Origin of the sequence: Bordetella genomosp. 9 (assembly GCF_002119725.1) — a bacterium.
GTDB lineage: Bacteria > Pseudomonadota > Gammaproteobacteria > Burkholderiales > Burkholderiaceae_B > Bordetella_C.
Genome location: NZ_CP021109.1, coordinates 1,416,342 through 1,434,785, shown reverse-complemented (window position 1 = coordinate 1,434,785; position 18,444 = coordinate 1,416,342). Strand labels below are relative to the sequence as shown.

The 18,444-nt window shown below is 64.3% G+C and carries 14 protein-coding genes; 3 read left to right on the top strand and 11 right to left on the bottom strand.

Annotated features, from left to right (window positions below; all coding sequences use genetic code 11):
• Positions 1 to 112: 112 nt before the first annotated feature.
• From zapE to CAL13_RS06615, 4 genes are all read right to left on the bottom strand, one after another.
• Positions 113 to 1,204 (bottom strand): cell division protein ZapE, encoded by a 1,092-nt coding sequence (gene zapE / locus CAL13_RS06630; protein ID WP_086056700.1) that lies wholly within the window; start codon positions 1,202 to 1,204, stop codon positions 113 to 115.
• Positions 1,205 to 1,358: 154 nt separating this feature from the next.
• Positions 1,359 to 2,786: a dihydrolipoyl dehydrogenase gene (gene lpdA / locus CAL13_RS06625; protein WP_086056699.1), complete on the bottom strand. Its 1,428-nt coding sequence runs from the start codon at positions 2,784 to 2,786 to the stop codon at positions 1,359 to 1,361.
• Between the two features lie 192 nt (positions 2,787 to 2,978).
• The gene (gene odhB / locus CAL13_RS06620; protein WP_086056698.1) at positions 2,979 to 4,214 is read right to left on the bottom strand and encodes a 2-oxoglutarate dehydrogenase complex dihydrolipoyllysine-residue succinyltransferase; all 1,236 of its coding nucleotides are present in this window, start codon (positions 4,212 to 4,214) and stop codon (positions 2,979 to 2,981) included.
• Between the two features lie 82 nt (positions 4,215 to 4,296).
• Positions 4,297 to 7,167, bottom strand: a complete 2,871-nt coding sequence (locus CAL13_RS06615; protein ID WP_086059298.1) for a 2-oxoglutarate dehydrogenase E1 component — start codon at positions 7,165 to 7,167, stop codon at positions 4,297 to 4,299.
• Positions 7,168 to 7,759: 592 nt separating this feature from the next.
• Here CAL13_RS06615 and CAL13_RS06610 point away from each other — a divergent pair.
• Both CAL13_RS06610 and CAL13_RS06605 read left to right on the top strand, forming a co-directional pair.
• Positions 7,760 to 10,066 carry an NADP-dependent malic enzyme gene (locus CAL13_RS06610; RefSeq protein WP_086056697.1) on the top strand — a complete coding sequence of 769 codons (2,307 nt, stop codon included), beginning with the start codon at positions 7,760 to 7,762 and terminating at the stop codon, positions 10,064 to 10,066.
• Positions 10,067 to 10,306: 240 nt separating this feature from the next.
• The gene (locus CAL13_RS06605) at positions 10,307 to 10,756 is read left to right on the top strand and encodes a DUF2214 family protein (protein WP_086071879.1); all 450 of its coding nucleotides are present in this window, start codon (positions 10,307 to 10,309) and stop codon (positions 10,754 to 10,756) included.
• 137 nt (positions 10,757 to 10,893) lie between these two features.
• Here CAL13_RS06605 and gltA read toward each other — a convergent pair whose 3' ends face one another.
• The 7 genes from gltA to CAL13_RS06570 form a co-directional block, all read right to left on the bottom strand.
• Entirely contained in the window at positions 10,894 to 12,198 is a 1,305-nt protein-coding gene (gene gltA / locus CAL13_RS06600) for a citrate synthase (RefSeq protein WP_086056695.1), read from the bottom strand.
• Positions 12,199 to 12,217: 19 nt separating this feature from the next.
• Positions 12,218 to 12,478 carry a succinate dehydrogenase assembly factor 2 gene (locus tag CAL13_RS06595; RefSeq protein ID WP_086056694.1) on the bottom strand — a complete coding sequence of 87 codons (261 nt, stop codon included), beginning with the start codon at positions 12,476 to 12,478 and terminating at the stop codon, positions 12,218 to 12,220.
• Positions 12,479 to 12,814: 336 nt separating this feature from the next.
• Positions 12,815 to 13,531 carry a succinate dehydrogenase iron-sulfur subunit gene (locus CAL13_RS06590; protein WP_086056693.1) on the bottom strand — a complete coding sequence of 239 codons (717 nt, stop codon included), beginning with the start codon at positions 13,529 to 13,531 and terminating at the stop codon, positions 12,815 to 12,817.
• Positions 13,532 to 13,544: 13 nt separating this feature from the next.
• Positions 13,545 to 15,323 (bottom strand): succinate dehydrogenase flavoprotein subunit, encoded by a 1,779-nt coding sequence (sdhA, locus tag CAL13_RS06585; RefSeq protein ID WP_086056692.1) that lies wholly within the window; start codon positions 15,321 to 15,323, stop codon positions 13,545 to 13,547.
• 3 nt (positions 15,324 to 15,326) lie between these two features.
• Complete coding sequence (sdhD, locus tag CAL13_RS06580) at positions 15,327 to 15,710, bottom strand: succinate dehydrogenase, hydrophobic membrane anchor protein (RefSeq protein ID WP_086056691.1); 384 nt, start codon at positions 15,708 to 15,710, stop codon at positions 15,327 to 15,329.
• A gap of 2 nt (positions 15,711 to 15,712) precedes the next feature.
• Positions 15,713 to 16,126, bottom strand: coding sequence for a succinate dehydrogenase, cytochrome b556 subunit (gene sdhC / locus CAL13_RS06575; protein WP_086071878.1), 414 nt, complete (start codon positions 16,124 to 16,126; stop codon positions 15,713 to 15,715).
• Positions 16,127 to 16,246: 120 nt separating this feature from the next.
• Complete coding sequence (locus CAL13_RS06570; RefSeq protein ID WP_086071877.1) at positions 16,247 to 17,029, bottom strand: GntR family transcriptional regulator; 783 nt, start codon at positions 17,027 to 17,029, stop codon at positions 16,247 to 16,249.
• A gap of 284 nt (positions 17,030 to 17,313) precedes the next feature.
• Between CAL13_RS06570 and CAL13_RS06565 the strand changes: the two genes are divergently transcribed.
• The gene (locus tag CAL13_RS06565; protein ID WP_086073542.1) at positions 17,314 to 18,303 is read left to right on the top strand and encodes a malate dehydrogenase; all 990 of its coding nucleotides are present in this window, start codon (positions 17,314 to 17,316) and stop codon (positions 18,301 to 18,303) included.
• Positions 18,304 to 18,444 lie beyond the last annotated feature (141 nt).

Sequence of the window (18,444 nt, the reverse complement as noted above, 5' to 3'; positions counted from 1 at the left end):
TGTGACAGAAAGCAGAAGCGGAAAGTTTACTGTGCGGGCGATCGATGGCGCGGACGCCCCGGGTTTCGCCGGAAGCAGCGCGCCACACGCCGAGGCCCGACGCGTTACAGCCCTAAAGCGCGACCGTATCGCGCCGGTTGGATTCCAGGTATTCCCTGGACTGCATTTCGAGAATGCGGGATACCGTGCGGTGAAACTCGTTGGCCAGCGTGCCTTCGGTGTAGAGCTGTTCCGGCTCGACCTCCGCCGACATGATGAGCTTCACGCGATGGTCATAGAACACATCCACCAGCCACGTAAAGCGGCGCGCTTCGGACGCGTTGCGGGGCGCCATCTTCGGCACGTCCGACAGGATCACGGCCTGGAACCGGCTGGCCAGTTCCAGATAGTCGTTCTGCGACCTCGGCCCGCCGCACAACGTCGCGAAATCGAACCAGACCACGCTGCCGGCCAAAGCCTTTGCGCGAAGCTCGCGATGCTCGATATGCAGGACCGGTTTTTCCGGCGGACGATCGGCGAGCTTGTCGAACGCTTCCTTCAATGCCGCATCCGCCTCTGGCCCGAGAGGGGCGTGGTAAGCCTTCACCTGCTCCAGCGAACGGCGCCGGTAGTCAACGCCCGCATCCACATTCAATACGTCCATGCGGGCCTTGATCAGCTCGATGGCGGGCAGGATGCGTTCGCGATACAGCGCGTCCGGGTACAGGGTGTCGGGCTCGTAGTTGGACGTCATGACAAACGACGTCCCGTACTCAAACAGCTTCAGCAGCAGGCGGTGCAGGATCATGGCGTCCGCCACGTCCGACACATGGAACTCGTCGAAGCAGATCAGCCGATACCGCTTCGCTACCCGGCGGGCCACTTCGTCCAGCGGATCCGGCATCCCCCGGACTTCCTGCATTTCGCGGTGCACGCTGCGCATGAACTCATGGAAATGCACGCGCGTCTTGCGCACCACGGGCACGGTGGCGTAGAAGGCGTCCATCAGGAAACTCTTGCCCCTGCCCACCCCGCCCCAAAGATAGACGCCGCGGGGCACATCCGGCCGGTTCAGCAGCTTCTTGAGCGCATTCGACCGCATCGCCTTGAAGCCGACCCAATCGTCGTAATACTTCTGCAGGCGGTCCACGGCGCGTTCCTGCGCCGCATCGGAGCGATAGCCGCGCTCGGCGAGCGCACGCTCATAGTACTCGCGGACATTCATCGTTGAACGCCTTTCCTGACGGGCAAAAAAAAGGGCAGAAGCTTCGCAGTCCGCCCTCTTGGTCCATCGACCCGGCCCCCGACTGGCGGGGCAACCGGTTGGTCAGATGCGGTCCACCGCGCCGCACGGACGTGGTGGAACCGCTCGCGACGCATCAGAAGTTCAGCGCGCGCTTGTCCACCGCCAGCGCGGCTTCCTTCACTGCTTCGGACAGCGTGGGATGCGCGTGGCAGATGCGGGCGATGTCCTCGGCAGCACCACGGAACTCCATGATGGTGACCGCTTCGGAAATCAGTTCCGACGCCATGGGACCGACGATATGCACGCCCAGGACCTCGTCGGTCTTGGCATCGGCGATCACCTTGGCGAAACCCGTGGTGTCGCCAAGGGCGCGGGCCCGGCCGTTGGCCAGGAAGGGGAAACTGCCCGCCTTGTACTCGCGGCCTTCGGCCTTGAGCTGCTGTTCGGTCTTGCCGACCCAGGCGATTTCCGGCGAGGTGTAGATGACCCAGGGCACGGTGTCGAAGTTGACGTGGCCATGCTGGCCCGCGATGCGCTCGGCAACCGCCACGCCTTCTTCTTCGGCCTTGTGCGCCAGCATCGGGCCGCGGACCACGTCGCCGATGGCCCACACGTTGGGCAGATTGGTCTTGCAGTCGCCGTCCACGGCGACGAAGCCGCGCTCGTCCAGCTTCAGGCCGACCGTATCGGCCTTCAAGCCGTCCGTGTAGGGAACGCGGCCGATGGAAACGATCAGCTTGTCCACGGTCAGGGTTTGCTGCTCGCCCTTGGCGTCGGTGTAGGGCACCGTGACGGACTTGCCGGTGGCTTTGATCTCGCCGATCTTCACGCCCATCTGGATGTTCAGGCCCTGCTTGGTGAAGGCCTTCAGCGCTTCCTTCGCCACCTGCTGGTCGGCAGCGGCCAGGAATTCCGGCATGGCTTCCAGGATGGTGACTTCGGCGCCCAGGCGGCGCCACACGCTGCCCATTTCCAGGCCGATCACGCCGGCGCCGATCACGCCCAGCTTCTTCGGCACGGCTTCGATGGCCAGCGCGCCGTCGTTGGACAGCACGTTCTTTTCATCGAACGGCAGGCCGGGCAACGCGCGCGGCGCCGAACCGGTCGCCACCACGATGTGCTTGCCCACCAGGTCTTCCGGCGCGGCGCCGTTCACCTTGATGGCCCAGCCGCCCTCCACCTGGCCGGCGAACTCGCCCTTGCCATGGAAGAAGGTCACTTTGTTCTTTTTGAACAGGTACAGGATGCCGTCGTTGTTCTGCTTGACCACCGAGTTCTTGCGGGCAAGCATTTTGTCAACTTTGACGCTGGCGCCCTTGACCTCGATGCCGTGCTCGGCGAAATGGTGGTTCAGCTGCTCGTAGTGCTCGGAAGACTGCAGCAGCGCTTTGGACGGAATGCAGCCCACATTGGTGCAGGTGCCGCCGGGAGCGGGACCGCCCTGGGCGTTCTGCCAGGCGTCGATGCAGGCGACCGACATTCCCAGCTGCGCGGCGCGGATGGCCGCGATGTAGCCGCCGGGGCCGGCGCCGATGACGATGACGTCGAATTGCTTGGACATGGTGATTCTCGCGAGTTGGTGCGGTCGGGCGGCGTGACGCCGGCCGACCGGCGGTATGAAGCAAGGCTGGAAAGCCGCCCCCGCGCATGCGCCGGTCGGCGCGACGGGGGCGGTGATGCAGGCGCCCGCATTCTGCGATGCCACCCGGCCGCAACCGGGCTGGGCGCGCGACGCGGGCGCCGGACCGCCGGTTTACAGGTCCAGCAGCAGGCGCTGCGGATCTTCCAGCGCTTCCTTCATGGCGACCAGCCCCAGCACCGCTTCGCGGCCGTCGATGATACGGTGGTCGTACGACATGGCCAGGTAGTTCATCGGACGGATCACGATCTGGCCGTTTTCCACCACCGGACGTTCCTTGGTCGCGTGGATGCCCAGGATGGCCGACTGCGGCGGGTTGATGATGGGGGTGGACAGCATCGAACCGAACACGCCGCCGTTCGAGATGGAGAACGTACCGCCGGTCATCTCTTCGATGCCCAGCTTGCCTTCGGCGGCGCGCTTGCCGAAGTCAGCAATGGTCTTTTCGATTTCCGCGATGCTGAGCTGGTCGGCATTGCGCAGGATCGGCACCACCAGGCCACGCGGGCTGCCCACGGCGATACCGATATCGAAATAGCCGTGATAGATGATGTCCTTGCCGTCGACCGAGGCGTTCAGCACGGGGTACTTCTTCAGCGCCGCAACCGCCGCCTTCACGAAGAACGACATGAAGCCCAGCTTGACGCCGTGCTCCTTCTCGAACTTTTCCTTGTACTTGTTGCGCAGGTCGATGACGGCCTGCATGTTGACCTCGTTGAACGTGGTCAGGATGGCGTTTTCCTGCTGGGATTGCAGCAGGCGCTCGGCGATGCGGGCACGCAGGCGGCTCATCGGCACGCGCTGCTCGGGACGGCCGTCCAGGGAAAGCTGGGTCGGCATGGGCGCCGGCGCGGCGGCCGGCGCAGCCGCGGCAGGCTTGGCGCCCGCTTCCAGGGCGTCGCCCTTGGTGATGCGGCCGCCGCGCCCCGTGCCGGACACGCTTTCGGGCGCAACGCCCTTGTCGGCCAGGATCTTGGCGGCAGCGGGCGAGGCGACCGGGGTGGAAGCGGCGGCGGCAGGCGCGGCGGCGGGCGCGGCCGAGGCAGCGGCTTGCGCGGCCTTCGGCGGCTCGGCGGCGGGCGCGGTCGGCGCGGCGGCGGCGCTCTTCGCTTCCGTATCGATCTTGGCGATGATTTCGTCAGAAGTCACCGTGCTGCCGTCGCCCTTGACGATTTCCGCCAGCACGCCCGCAGACGGCGCCGGCACTTCGAGCACAACCTTGTCGGTCTCGATCTCGATCAGGATTTCGTCGGCCTCGACCGCGGCGCCAGGCTGCTTTTTCCAGGTCAGCAGCGATGCCTCGGAAACGGATTCGGACAACTGGGGAACTTTGACTTCGATGATGGCCATGAGTTTTTTTTCCGTGAAAAGGAGTATTCGATGATGGATCTACGCGCGCGGCCGCACCGGGGCCGCGCATCACGCGTGCTTCTTACTTCGTCAGCATGAAGCCCTTGTACTTGGGCGCCATCGCCTGTTCGATCAGCGCCTTCTGCTGCTCCTGGTGCTTGGCCAGGTAGCCGACAGCCGGCGAGGCCGAGGCGGGACGGCCGGCATACGCCAGCTTCTGACCCTCGGTCATGTTTTCGTACAGATGATGTTGCACGTAGAACCACGGCCCCTGGTTCTGCGGTTCGTCCTGAACCCAGATGACCTCGGTGGCCTTCGAATACTTGCGCAGTTCCGCCTCGAACGCCTTGTGCGCGAACGGATACAGCTGTTCGACGCGAATGATGGCGACGTTGTCCAGGCCGCGTTCCTTGCGGGCGTTGACCAGGTCGTAATAAACCTTGCCCGAGCATACGAGCACGCGCTTGACCGAAGCCGGGTTGATGTTCTCGTCGACTTCCCCGATGACGGTGCGGAACCCGCCGTTGGCCAGATCGGACAGCGGAGAGCCGGCGTCCTTGTTGCGCAGCAGGGACTTGGGCGTCATGATGATCAGCGGCTTACGGAACGGCCGGATCATCTGGCGGCGCAGCAGATGGAAGATCTGTGCGGCGGTGGTGGGCTGCACCACCTGCATGTTGTTGTCGGCGCACAGCTGCAGATAGCGTTCGATGCGGGCGGAAGAGTGTTCCGGACCCTGGCCTTCGTAGCCGTGCGGCAGCATCATCGTCAGGCCGGACTGGCGGCCCCACTTGGCTTCGCCGGCGCTGATGAACTGGTCGATCACCACCTGGGCGCCGTTGGCGAAGTCGCCGAACTGGGCTTCCCAGATCGTCAGCGTGTTGGGCTCGGCGCTCGAGAAGCCGTATTCGAAGCCCAGCACAGCTTCTTCGGACAGCACGGAGTCGATCACGACGAACGGCGCCTGGCCTTCCGAGACGTTCTGCAGCGGGATGTAGGTGCCGTCGTTCCAGCGCTCGCGATTCTGGTCATGCAGCACGGCGTGGCGATGCGTGAAGGTGCCGCGGCCGGAGTCCTGGCCGGTGATGCGCACGGCATAACCGGAAGACACCAGCGTGGCGAACGCCAGGTGTTCGCCCATGCCCCAGTCCAGATTCAGCTCGCCGCGCGCCATGGCGCGACGGTCGTTCAGCAGGCGCGCCACCAGCGGATGGACCGTAAACCCTTCGGGCACGGTCGTGATGCGTTCGCCGATGCGCTTGAGCTCGGCCAGCGGCACCGCGGTGTCGGCCTGGTCGGTCCACTTGGCGCCCAGGTAGGGCGACCAGTCGATGGCGTACTTGCTCTTGTAATCGGTCAGCACCGGCTCGATGGTGCGATGGCCGTCTTCCATGAGCTGGCGGTAATCCTTGACGAGCTGATCGACCTCGGCGTCGGTCATGATGCCCTGCGCCACCAGCTTGTCGCCGTACAGCTTGCGGGTGCCGGGATGGTGGCTGATGCGCTTGTACATCAGGGGCTGGGTGAGCGAGGGCGTGTCCTGCTCGTTGTGGCCCAGCTTGCGGAAGCACACGATATCGACCACGACATCGCGATGGAACTGGGCGCGGTAGTCCAGCGCCAGGCGCGTGACGAAGACCACGGCTTCGGGATCGTCGCCGTTCACGTGGAAGACCGGGGCTTCGATCATCTTGACCACGTCGGTGCAATACAGCGTCGAACGCGTATCGCGCGGATCGGAAGTGGTGAAGCCGATCTGGTTGTTGATGACGATGTGCAGCGTGCCGCCGGTGCCGTAGCCGCGCGTTTGCGCGAGGTTCAGCGTTTCCATCACCACACCCTGGCCGGCGAAAGCCGCATCGCCGTGAACCAGCACGGGCAGAACCTGCTTGCCTTCGCGGTCGCCGCGGCGTTCCTGGCGCGCACGGACGCTGCCTTCCACCACCGGGTTGACGATTTCCAGATGCGAGGGGTTGAAGGCCAGCGACAGATGCACCGGGCCGCCGCGCGTGGAAAGGTCGCTGGAGAAGCCGTTGTGGTACTTCACGTCGCCGTCGGTCAGGCCTTCGGCGTGCTTGCCTTCGAACTCCGCGAACAGGTCGCCGGGCATCTTGCCCATGATGTTGACCAGCATGTTCAGGCGGCCGCGGTGGGCCATGCCGACCACGATTTCCTGCACGCCGTTTTCGCCCGCGTGATTGACGACTTCGTCCATCGCCGCGATGAAGCTTTCGCCGCCCTCCAGCGAAAAGCGCTTCTGGCCCACGTATTTCGTGTGCAAGAAGCGCTCGAGACCTTCGGCTTCGGTCAGCTGCTGCAGGATATGGCGTTTATGTTCGGCAGTGAACTGCGGCGCGCTGAGCGTGGATTCCAGGCGTTCCTCGATCCATCGCTTCACCGCGGGGTCCGAGCAGTGCATGAACTCGGCGCCGATGGACCGGCAGTACGTGTCGCGCAAGGCCTTCAGGATGTCGCGCAGCGTCATCGTGCTGGCGGTGGTGAAGTACGTGTTCGTCGCGGAGTAGACCTGGTCCAGGTCGGCTTCCGTCAGGCCGTAGAAGGCGGGATCCAGTTCGGGGATCTCGGGGCGTTCCTGGCGCTTGAGCGGATCCAGGTCGGCATAGCGCGAACCGAGCGAACGATAGGCGCCAATCAGCGATTGCACCGATACCTGCTTGGAAGCGACGGAGAGATCGGGCTCCTGGCCGCGATGCACGAAACCATTGGTGCGCGCGCGCTGGGCGAACGAGGCAACGATGGGTGCGTGGGCTTGGTCGCGGGTGGTTTCCTGGCCGTCGGTCGCGGGAAGGTGCTGCAGCGAGTCGAAGTAATTGCGCCAGTTATCGCCGACGGAGGCGGGATTGTCGAGGTAGGCTTCGTAGAGCTCCTCGACGTAGGGAGCGTTGCTCCCGAAAAGATATGAGGTTGACTTGGATTCGATCTCTGTGGACATATAACGCTTCACCTTACCGGGTGCTTCACCCGTTGCGATGCAGGAAAACCTTCCGCGACACGGCTCAACCGGTTGGCGGATAGCGGGGGGCAGAAGGCACGTACAAGCCTTGAAAGCCGTATCCGAGCAGTATAGCGCTTTGCATGGGGCCAAGCATGACGGCCCCCTGAAGCAGCGCCTTGAAACGGCTCCGGCGGCATCCATGTGACGGTTTCGTGGCGCGGCGGAGACAAACGCGGCGCGGGTTCAGCGATCGGTCAGGCGCCGCACCGATGCGCGCCGGATGGCGAGCGCGTGCGGACGGCCCTTCGGACGGCCCTTCGGACGGCGGCCAGCGCCGGCGCGCCACGGCCCGAAGCGGTTTACGTCGCACTGCAACAAGCGCCGCGCGCCTGTTTCTGCTGAAATACACGGCTGGCCGCCCGCCGCTCGCGCCGCCGCCCCGCACCCCGGGGCCCTTTGCCCCGATCCCGGGCATCCCGCGCCGCGGCCCCTTAGCCCAGATCCGGAATTTTCCGCCCCTTTCCGGCCGTGCCGCGCCACCGGCGCCGCGCGCCCCGTTCTTCTTCCTTATCGATAAGGCTGTACTGAAATGGACGAAACCCTCACCAAACTGGCGCTGGATTATCACGCCCATCCCACGCCGGGCAAGATTTCCGTGACGCCAACGAAGACGCTGGCGAACCAGGACGATCTGTCGCTGGCCTACTCGCCCGGCGTCGCCGCGGCCTGCATGGCAATCCATTCGGGCGGCGACGACGCCGCCTCCAAATACACCTCGCGCGGCAACCTTGTCGGCGTGATCACCAACGGGACGGCCGTCCTGGGCCTGGGCAATATCGGCCCCCTCGCCGCCAAGCCGGTCATGGAAGGCAAGGGCTGCCTGTTCAAAAAATTCGCCGGCATCGACGTTTTCGACATCGAACTGGCCGAAACCGATCCGGACAAACTGGTCGATATCATCGCCGCGCTCGAACCCACGCTGGGCGGCGTGAACCTGGAAGACATCAAGGCGCCGGAATGCTTCTATATCGAAAAGAAGCTGCGCGAGCGGATGAAAATTCCGGTCTTCCACGATGACCAGCATGGCACGGCGATCATCTCGTCGGCCGCCATCCTGAACGGCCTGAAGGTGGTCGGCAAGCAGATGGATCAGGTGAAGCTGGTCTGCTCGGGCGCCGGCGCGGCGGCCATCGCATGCCTGGACCTGCTGGTGCACCTGGGCGTGCGGCGCGAAAACATCTTCGTGACCGATTCCCGGGGCGTGATCTGGGAAGGCCGGGACGCCGAGATGGAGCCGAACAAGAAGCGCTATGCCCAGAACACGCAGGCGCGCACGCTGGCCGATATCGTCAAGGGCGCCGACGTCTTCCTGGGCTGCTCGACCGCCGGTGTGCTGACGGCCGATATGGTCAAGACCATGGCCGACAAGCCGCTGATTCTGGCGCTGGCGAATCCCGAGCCCGAGATCCGCCCGGAAATCGCCAAGGCGGCGCGGCCGGACTGCATCATCGCCACCGGCCGTTCGGACTACCCGAACCAGGTCAACAACGTGCTGTGCTTCCCCTTCATCTTCCGTGGCGCCATGGACGCCGGCGCCACGCGCATCACGGAGGAAATGAAGCTGGCCTGCGTGAAGGCCATCGCCGAACTGGCCGAAGCCGAGCAGAACGACGAGGTGGCGCGCGCCTACGCCGGGCAGGAACTGAGCTTCGGCCCCGACTACATCATTCCCAAGCCCTTCGATCCGCGCCTGATCGTGAAGATCGCGCCCGCCGTGGCGCAGGCTGCCGCCGAGTCGGGCGTGGCCACCCGCCCGATCCAGGACATGGAAGCTTACCGCCAGAAGCTGATGGGCTTCGTGTACCACTCGGGGCCGCTGATGCGCCCGCTGTTCCACCAGGCCAAGCAGGCGCCCAAGCGCGTGATCTACGCCGACGGCGAGGACGAACGCGTCCTGCGCGCCGTGCAGACGGTGGTCGATGAAAAACTGGCCCGCCCCATCCTGATCGGCCGCCCCTCCGTCATCGAAATGCGCATCCGGAAGTTCGGGCTGCGCCTGGCGGTGGGCGAGACGATCGAAATCGTCGACCCGGAGGACGATGCGCGCTTCAACGAAACCTGGAGCAGCTATTACCAGATGCGCGGCCGCCACGGCGTCACGCCGGCCATCGCCAAGGCCATGGTCCGCAAGCACAACACGCTGATCGGCGCGATGCTCCTGCGACGCGGCGATGCGGACGCCCTGCTTTGCGGCGTCGGCAGCCGCTACGACAACCAGTTGAAGTACGTCGACGAAGTCATCGGGCGCAAGCCCGGCGCCAATGCCTACGCCGCGCTCAACGTGTTGATGCTGCCTGACCAGACCCTGTTCATCGCGGACACGCACGTCAACGAGGACCCGACCGCCGAGGAGCTGGCCGACATCACCATCCAGGCCGCCGACGAGATGCTGCGCTTTGGCGTGGTGCCGAAGGTGGCCCTGCTGTCGCATTCGAACTTCGGCAGCCGCCGTACGGCCTCCTCCAACAAGATGGCCCAGGCCCGCCAGATCGTTTCCGAACGCGCGCCGCACCTGGAGGTGGATGGCGAAATGCATGCTGATGCCGCCCTGTCCGAAGCCATTCGCATGGCCTCGTATCCGGACAGCACGCTGAAGGGACCGGCCAACCTGCTGATCATGCCCAACCTGGATACCGGCAACATCACCTACAACATGCTGAAGATGACCGGCAGCCACGGCATCGCCATGGGGCCCATCCTGCTGGGCGCGGCGCGTCCCGTGCATATCCTGACCAATAGCGCCACCGTGCGCCGCATCGTCAACATGACGGCGCTGGCGGTGGTGGATGCGCAGCAGGAAGCGGCGGAAGCGGCCAAAGCCGCCAATCGCCGCTGATGGCGGCGGGCGCTGGCGCGGCGCCCGGCCTTGGCATCGCCGGGTCGGGCGTGCGGGCGCCCGCGGCATCTTCGGGCGCCGGCATGCGCCCGGTGCGGCGCCGAGGGGCCACACCGTCCGCTTCATTGCCGGATGACCGGCGGCCTTTCGAATGACAAGCGGATCTTCCGGATGACAGGCGGTTGAGGTAAAAGAGTCGGGCTTTGAACAACGGCTCAAGCAACGAACCCTGGAGTCCGCATGTTGACCGACGCTTTGCTCGCCTGGCTTCACTTCATGGCGATCTTTACCCTTATCGTTCCCCTGACAGCCCAGGCCGTTCTGCTTCGGCCCGACATGCCCGCCGTCGCGGTCCGGCGCCTGGCGGTATACGACCGCGTCTATCTGGCGAGCGCCCTTGGCGTCATCGTCACCGGTCTGCTGCGGCTTTTCTACGGCGCCAAGGGCGTGGCGTTCATTGCGCCCAATCCGTGGTTTCACGCCAAGATGACGCTATTCGTGCTCATCGCCCTGCTGTCGCTGCGCCCCACCCTGGCCTTCCTGCGCTGGCAGCGGCAGGCCCGCATGCTGCCCGGCTTCGTGCCGACCAACACCGAGATCAAGCGGATACGCCGCTGGGTCATGGCCCAGGCGCATCTCTTCGTTTTCCTGCCGTTGTTCGCCGCGCTGATGGCGCGCGGCATACGCTAGGGCCTGTCAACGCTGGAAGAAGCCCCGACCGGGCTTCGCGCCGATGCGCGCGTGGCCGCCAAAGAAAAAAGCCTCCCGCAGGAGGCTTTTTTCTTGCAAGGGAGGCCCCTTACTGCGGGCCTCCTGCTGCGGGACGCCTACTTCCCGCGCTTGACGTCGCGGCGGGGCGAACCGGTGAACAGCTGGCGCGGACGGCCGATCTTGTAATCGGGGTCGGTCAGCATTTCGTTCCACTGGGCGATCCAGCCGACCGTGCGGGCCAGGGCGAAGTTCGCGGTGAACAGCGCGGTCGGGATGCCGATGGCGCGCTGGACGATGCCCGAGTAGAAGTCCACGTTCGGGTACAGCTTGCGATCCACGAAGTACTGGTCTTCCAGCGCGATGCGCTCCAGCTCCATGGCCAGCTTGAACAGCGGATCGTTCTCCAGGTTCAACGCGGCCAGCACTTCCTTGCAAGTCTGCTGCATCAGCTTGGCGCGGGGATCGTAGTTCTTGTAGACGCGATGACCGAAGCCCATCAGGCGCACGCCCGAGTTCTTGTCCTTGACCTTCTCCATGAACTCGCCGACCTTGGCCACGCCGCCATTGGCCTGCAACTCTTCAAGCATCTGCAGGCAGGCTTCGTTCGCGCCGCCGTGCGCGGGGCCCCACAGGCATGCCACGCCCGCCGCGATCGCGGCAAACGGGTTGGTGCCCGACGAACCGCACAGACGCACGGTGGACGTCGAGGCATTCTGCTCGTGGTCGGCATGCAGGATGAAGATGCGGTCCAGCGCACGCTCGACAACTTCGTTCACCTGGTAGTCCTCGCACGGCGTGGCGAACATCATGCGCAGGAAATTGCCGGTGTACGACAGGTTGTTCTGCGGATAGATGAAGGGCTGGCCCTGCGAGTACTTGTACGCCATCGCCACCAGCGTGGGCATCTTGGCGATGAGGCGGATCGCCGAAATGTGGCGATGTTGCGGATTCGTGATGTCCAGCGAGTCGTGATAGAAGGCCGACAGCGCGCCGACCAGGCCCGTCAGCACGGCCATCGGGTGGGCGTCACGGCGGAAGCCGCGCAGGAAGAAGTGCAGCTGCTCGTTCACCATGGTGTGATGCGTCACCTGGGAATCGAAGTCCTTCTTCTGCTCCGGCGTGGGCAGCTCGCCGTTCAGGATCAGATAGCAGACGTCCAGGAAATCGCAATTGACGGCCAGCTGCTCGATCGGATAGCCGCGGTACAGCAGCTCACCCTTGTCGCCGTCGATGTAGGTGATGGCGGAAGAGCACGACGCCGTCGACATGAAGCCGGGGTCGTAGGTGAACATCCCGGACTGGCCGTACAGCTTGCGAATGTCGATAACGTCCGGACCTACCGAACCCTGGTAAATCGGAAACTCAATCGGAGCGGTGCCGTCCGAAAACGTTAGGGTGGCCTTTTTGTCTGACAGTTTCATCGTACATTCCTCTCAAGGGTTACAGCTCGCGCATCTTGGCAATGATTTCGCGTAGCTTCGGCGTGTCCAGTGCACCTTCTGGCTCACTGCGCCCCAGCAGCAAGTCGAGCAGGTCATTGTCGCCCAGCTCGAAAAGCTGCGTCAGCGCCGCAACGTCCGCGTCGGTCAACTGCGACTCGTACGCGTCCAGGTACTTCGTAATAATCAGGTCGTTCTCAAGCAGCCCACGACGCGCCCGCCAGCGCAGGCGCGCGCGCTCCAGTTCCGTCAGCGCGTTCAATTTACACCCCCCGCCGGCAAGCTTGCTCGTTCATAAAACTTTCCAAGGCGCCAACCTATCCCGCGCCCCATAAAACATCACCAAGACCGCACCGCCCCCGCTCCACCAGCAGCGCTTCCTCAGGGCAAGCGCGCCAGCCCCTCGGACCGAATACCTCTGCGCCCTCACGCAAGCAGCAAGGCCAAGCGGGGCGCCGCGGATCCGGCTTCGCCGGTCCGCTGGCGCGCCCCCGTGAGGGGGAAGCGCGCCAGCGCTTCGGGGGTGGGCTTTCCTCCCTCCGGTCCGCAGGCGCGCCCCCTTGAGGGGGAGGCGCGCAGCGCCTCGGGGGTGGGCCAATCACACAGTCCTTCGCACCATCAGTTCCCGGATCTTCCCGATCGCCTTCGTCGGGTTCAGACCCTTGGGACAGACGTCCACGCAATTCATGATGGTGTGGCAGCGGAACAGCCGGTACGGATCCTCCAGGTTGTCCAGGCGCGCGCCGGTCGCCTCGTCGCGGCTGTCCGCGATGAAGCGGTATGCCTGCAGCAGGCCGGCCGGGCCGACGAACTTGTCGGGGTTCCACCAGAACGACGGGCACGACGTCGAGCAGCATGCGCACAGGATGCACTCGTACAGGCCGTCCAGCTCTTCCCGGGCCTCGGGCGACTGCAGACGCTCGCGCTCGGGCGGCGGCGTGTCATTGATCAGGTACGGCTTGACCGAATGGTACTGGTTGAAGAAGTGCGTCATGTCCACGATCAGATCGCGGATCACGGGCAGCCCGGGCAGCGGCTTCAGGACGATGGGTTCCTTCAGTTCACGCAGGTTCGTGATACAGGCAAGGCCGTTCTTCCCGTTGATGTTCATCGCGTCCGAGCCGCACACGCCTTCGCGGCACGAACGGCGCAGCGCGAGGCTGTCATCGACGTCGTTCTTGATGCGGACCAGCGCATCCAGCAGCATCTTGTCGTTGGGCTGAAGCTCGACCTCGAGCTTCTGCATATAGGGACGCTCGTCCTTGTCCGGATCGTAGCGGTAGATCTCGAATTTAACGATTCGCTTGGTGCTCATGCCGGCATCCTGCTTAGAAAGTACGCGCCTTGGGCGGGAAGGACTCGACCGTCAGGGGCTTCATCTGTACGGGCTTGTAGTCCAGGCGGCCGCCCTCGGAATACCAGAGGGTGTGCTTCAGCCAGTTCTCGTCGTCGCGCGTGGGATGATCGTTCAACGCATGCGCGCCGCGGCTTTCGGTACGGTTGGCCGCCGACTTGATCGTGGCGCGCGCCACTTCGGTCATGTTGGCCAGCTCCAGCGCTTCCACGCGAGCCGTGTTGAACACCTTGGACTTGTCCTTGAAAGCGATGTGATCCGCCTGCTTGGCAAGCTCCTCGATCTGCGTGACGCCTTCGTTCAGCAGCTCCAGCGTGCGGAACACGCCGCAATGGCGCTGCATGGACATACGGATGGCGTTGGCGACGTCCTGGGTCTTCTCGCCCGAGGTGCGCGATTCCAGCTTGTTGACGCGGTCCAGCGACGCATCCAGCGAGGCCTGCGACACCTTCTGGTGCGAATGCTGGCGTTCGGGATGCGAAGCGACGATGTGATTGCCCGTGGCGCGGCCGAAAACGATCAGGTCCAGCAGCGAGTTGGTGCCCAGGCGGTTGGCGCCGTGCACCGACACCGCGGCGCACTCGCCGATCGCGTACAGGCCATTCACGACCTTCGATTCGCCGTTCTGCCAGGTCACGACCTGACCGTGGTAGTTGGTCGGAATGCCGCCCATCTGATAGTGGATGGTGGGCACGACCGGGATGGGTTCCTTGATCGGATCGACGTTGCCGAACTTGATCGCGATTTCGCGAATCGACGGCAGACGCTTGTTGATCGTCTCGGCGCCCAGGTGATCCAGCTTCAGGACCACATAGCTGCCGTCCGGACCGCAACCGCGGCCTTCCTTGATTTCCTGGTCCATCGAACGGGACACGAAATCGCGCGGCGCCAGGTCCTTCAGCGTGGGCGCGTAGCGCTCCATGAAGCGTTCGCCGTCCTTGTTCAGCAGGATGCCGCCCTCGCCGCGCACGCCCTCGGTAATGAGCACGCCGGCGCCGGCCACGCCGGTCGGGTGGAATTGCCAGAACTCCATATCCTGCAGCGGGATGCCCGCGCGGGCGGCCATGCCCAGCCCGTCACCAGTATTGATGAAGGCATTGGTCGACGCGGCCCAGATGCGGCCGGCGCCGCCTGTGGCGAGCACGGTGGTCTTGGCTTCCAGGATGTAGATCTCGCCGGTTTCCATCTCCAGCGCGGTCACGCCGACGATGTCGCCGCTTTCGCTGCGCAGCAGGTCCAGCGCCATCCATTCGACGAAGAACTGCGTGCGCGAGGCAACGTTGCGCTGATACAGCGTGTGCAGCAGCGCATGGCCGGTACGGTCGGCGGCGGCACAGGCGCGCTGCACCGGCTTTTCGCCGAAGTTGGCGGTGTGGCCGCCGAAGGGACGCTGGTAGATGGTGCCGTCCGGGTTGCGGTCGAACGGCATGCCGAAGTGCTCCATCTCATACACCGCGCTCGGCGCCTCGCGGCACATGAACTCGATGGCGTCCTGGTCGCCCAGCCAGTCCGAACCCTTCACGGTGTCGTACATGTGCCAGTACCAGTTGTCCTCGCTCATGTTGCCCAGCGACGCGCTCACGCCGCCCTGTGCGGCCACGGTGTGCGAACGGGTGGGGAACACTTTGGAAAGCACCGCCACCGACAGGCCCGCCTGGGCCAGTTGCAGGGAGCAGCGCATGCCGGCACCGCCGGCGCCGACGACCACCACATCGAATTGGCGGCGCGGCAGGGAATTCATGACAGCGACCACGGCTTAGAGCCTCCAGATGATTTGCGCGAAGTACACGAGCGAGCCCACCAGCCACAGGATGGTCAGGACTTGCATCAGCAGGCGCACGCCCACGGGCCTGACGTAGTCCATCCAAATATCCCGCACACCGATCCAGGCATGCCAGATCAGCGACACGAAGGCCAGCGTGGCCAGCATCTGGCCCAGCGGCAAGGCGAACACGTGGAAGGCGAACAGGGCCTTCCAGTTCTCGTAAGTGAAGCCCGGCATGATCAGAATGCCGACCAGCAGCACGATCGTGTACAGCGCCAGGATGATGGCGGTGATGCGCTGGGCGATGAAATCGAGAGTGCCGTAGTGCGCACCTACGACCAGGCGCTTCGCGCCGTAATTCTTGCTGACAGCCATGCTTACCAGGCTCCGAACAGTTTCAGACCGAACACCACGGTCAGCGCCAGGCTGACCCCCAGAACCACGCCGGCGCTCTTCTGCGCCTGGGCTTTTTCGATTCCCTTGTGCAGATCCAGCACCAGATAGCGGATGCCGGCACAGAAGTGATGCAGATAGCCCCAGATCAAAACCAGCAGGATCAGCTTGACGATGGGATTGCCCGCGATCCCCGCCACGCTCGCGAAGCTTTCCGGGGAGCCCACGCTCGCGGCCAGCAGTGGCAGCAGGACCAGCGGGAGACAGAGGAACAGCAAGGCGCCGCTGATGCGGTGCAGGATGGAGACCTTGCCGGGAAGCGGCAGGCGGTAACTGAGGATCTGGGGAATGCTGATATTGCGAAACTGCGGACGCGGCTTGGCAGCTGAGTCGGACATGACGGCCTCGGGGTTTCGGAACTAGAAAATCGTAACGGCGGGAATGCCTGGCCCTTTCGGGAAAAACGTATTATTTTCGCCCATGTAACGGGTTGCTATCAAATCGGCGGAAAAAGTCCATCAATTCAAACTATTGCGATAGTGGTATCGATCGGTCAGATACAGGCCCCGACGGATCTCCATCGGCCGGTCGCCGTAAGTGTAGGAAGTCCGGTCGACCTGCAGCAAAGGCGTACCCGGCGCGACATTCAACGCCGCCGCGGCTTCCGTCGTGGCGCCGACGGCGCGCAGTTTTTCATCGGCGCGGATCATGCTCACGCCGAATTCGGATTCCAGGAAACCGTACAGGGGCGCCTTGTTGGCGGTGAGCAGTTCCAGCGTCAGCCTGCGGAACACGGAGCCGGGCAGATAGATATCGTCCAGCACCGTGGGAATGCCGCCGAAAGTGAGCAGGCGGCGGATCGCCACTACGGTTTCGCCCGCGCGAAGCTCCAGCGCGCGGGCGATTTCAGCCGTGGCCCGCACGCGACGGCATTCCAGGATGCGGCTTTCGGCACGTTCGGCTTCCGCACCTTCGTCGCTGGCCAGCCGCAGGAAACGGTAGCGGACGCGCGCTTCGTGATGGGTCGCAACGAAGGTGCCCTTGCCCTGCCGCCGCAGCAGCACATGTTCGGCCGCCAGTTCGTCGACGGCCTTGCGGACGGTGCCCTGACTGACCTGGAAACGCGCGGCCAGGTCGATTTCGCTCGGGATGAGTTCACCCGGCTTCCATTCGCCGCGATCCAGGCTTTGGACCAGCAATTCCTTGATCTGCCGGTACAGCGGGCTGAAAGCGGCGCTGGCGCCGCCTTGACCGGCGGCGCCCTTGGTTCGCGTAGGAGTTTCGGGCCTGGGATCTGCCATGGAATCCGTAATCTTCCGCTCGCCGGACAGCGCGCCAGGACCTCTGAAGGCCCGGCGCGGGCAAGCTCGCCATTGTTGCACAACCTGCGGACCGCTGTCCAACGTCTTATGTCTTATATAAGATATAAGACGAAATTGACGTAAACGTCACCTTGCACTTAGGATACGCCCTGCCGAAGCGCTTTCCCACCTCGTTCGTTTGACGGTATTCAGGTGCCCGCGCGGCCACAACGATTACACTGTCCGGCGAGATTTTTTCTCGACGACTCTTACGGAGAATGTTCATGTCCAAGCCCGCTTTGCGCGTCGCCGTTACCGGCGCCGCCGGTCAAATCGGCTACGCCCTGCTGTTTCGCATTGCTTCCGGCGAAATGCTCGGCAAAGATCAGCCCGTCATCCTGCAACTGCTGGAGATCCCGGACGAAAAGGCCCAGAAGGCGCTGAAGGGCGTCATGATGGAACTGGACGACTGCGCCTTCCCGCTGCTGCAGGAAATGACTGCTCACAGCGATCCGCGCACCGCCTTCAAGGACGCCGACATCGCCCTGCTCGTGGGAGCCCGTCCCCGCGGCCCCGGCATGGAGCGCAAGGACCTGTTGACCGTCAACGCCCAGATCTTCACCGCCCAGGGCCGTGCCCTGAACGAAGTCGCCAAGCGCGACGTCAAAGTGCTGGTGGTCGGCAACCCGGCCAACACCAATGCCTACATCGCCATGAAGTCGGCGCCGGACCTGCCCGCCGAAAACTTCACCGCCATGCTTCGCCTGGACCACAACCGCGCGCTGTCGCAATTGGCGGCAAAGTCGGGCAAGGCCGTGGCCGACATCGAGAAGCTGATCGTGTGGGGCAACCACTCGCCGACGATGTACCCGGATATCCGCTTCGCCACCGTCGGCGGCCAGAGCCTGGCCAAGCTGATCAACGATGACGCCTGGAACCGCGACGTGTTCATCCCGACAGTGGGCAAGCGCGGCGCGGCGATCATCGACGCGCGCGGCCTGTCGTCCGCCGCTTCCGCCGCCAACGCCGCCATCGATCACGTGCGCGACTGGGTGCTGGGCAGCAACGGCAAATGGGTCACGATGGGTGTGCCCTCGGATGGCTCCTACGGCATCCCCGAAGGCATCATCTATGGCGTGCCGGTTACCACGGAGAACGGCAAGTACACGCGCGTCACCGGCCTGGAAATCGACGCCTTCTCGCGTGAACGCATGGACCTGACGCTGAAAGAGCTGCTGGAAGAGCGCGACGGCGTGAAAGACCTGCTGAAGTAAGCCGAAGCAAGCAACAAGAAGAAAAGGGGCCCGTGCGAACGGGCCTTTCTTTGAGACCCACCCCCGAAGCGCTAACGCGCTTCCCCCTCGAGGGGGCGACCCTGGCGGACCGGCGGGGAAAACCCACCCCCGAAGCGCTAA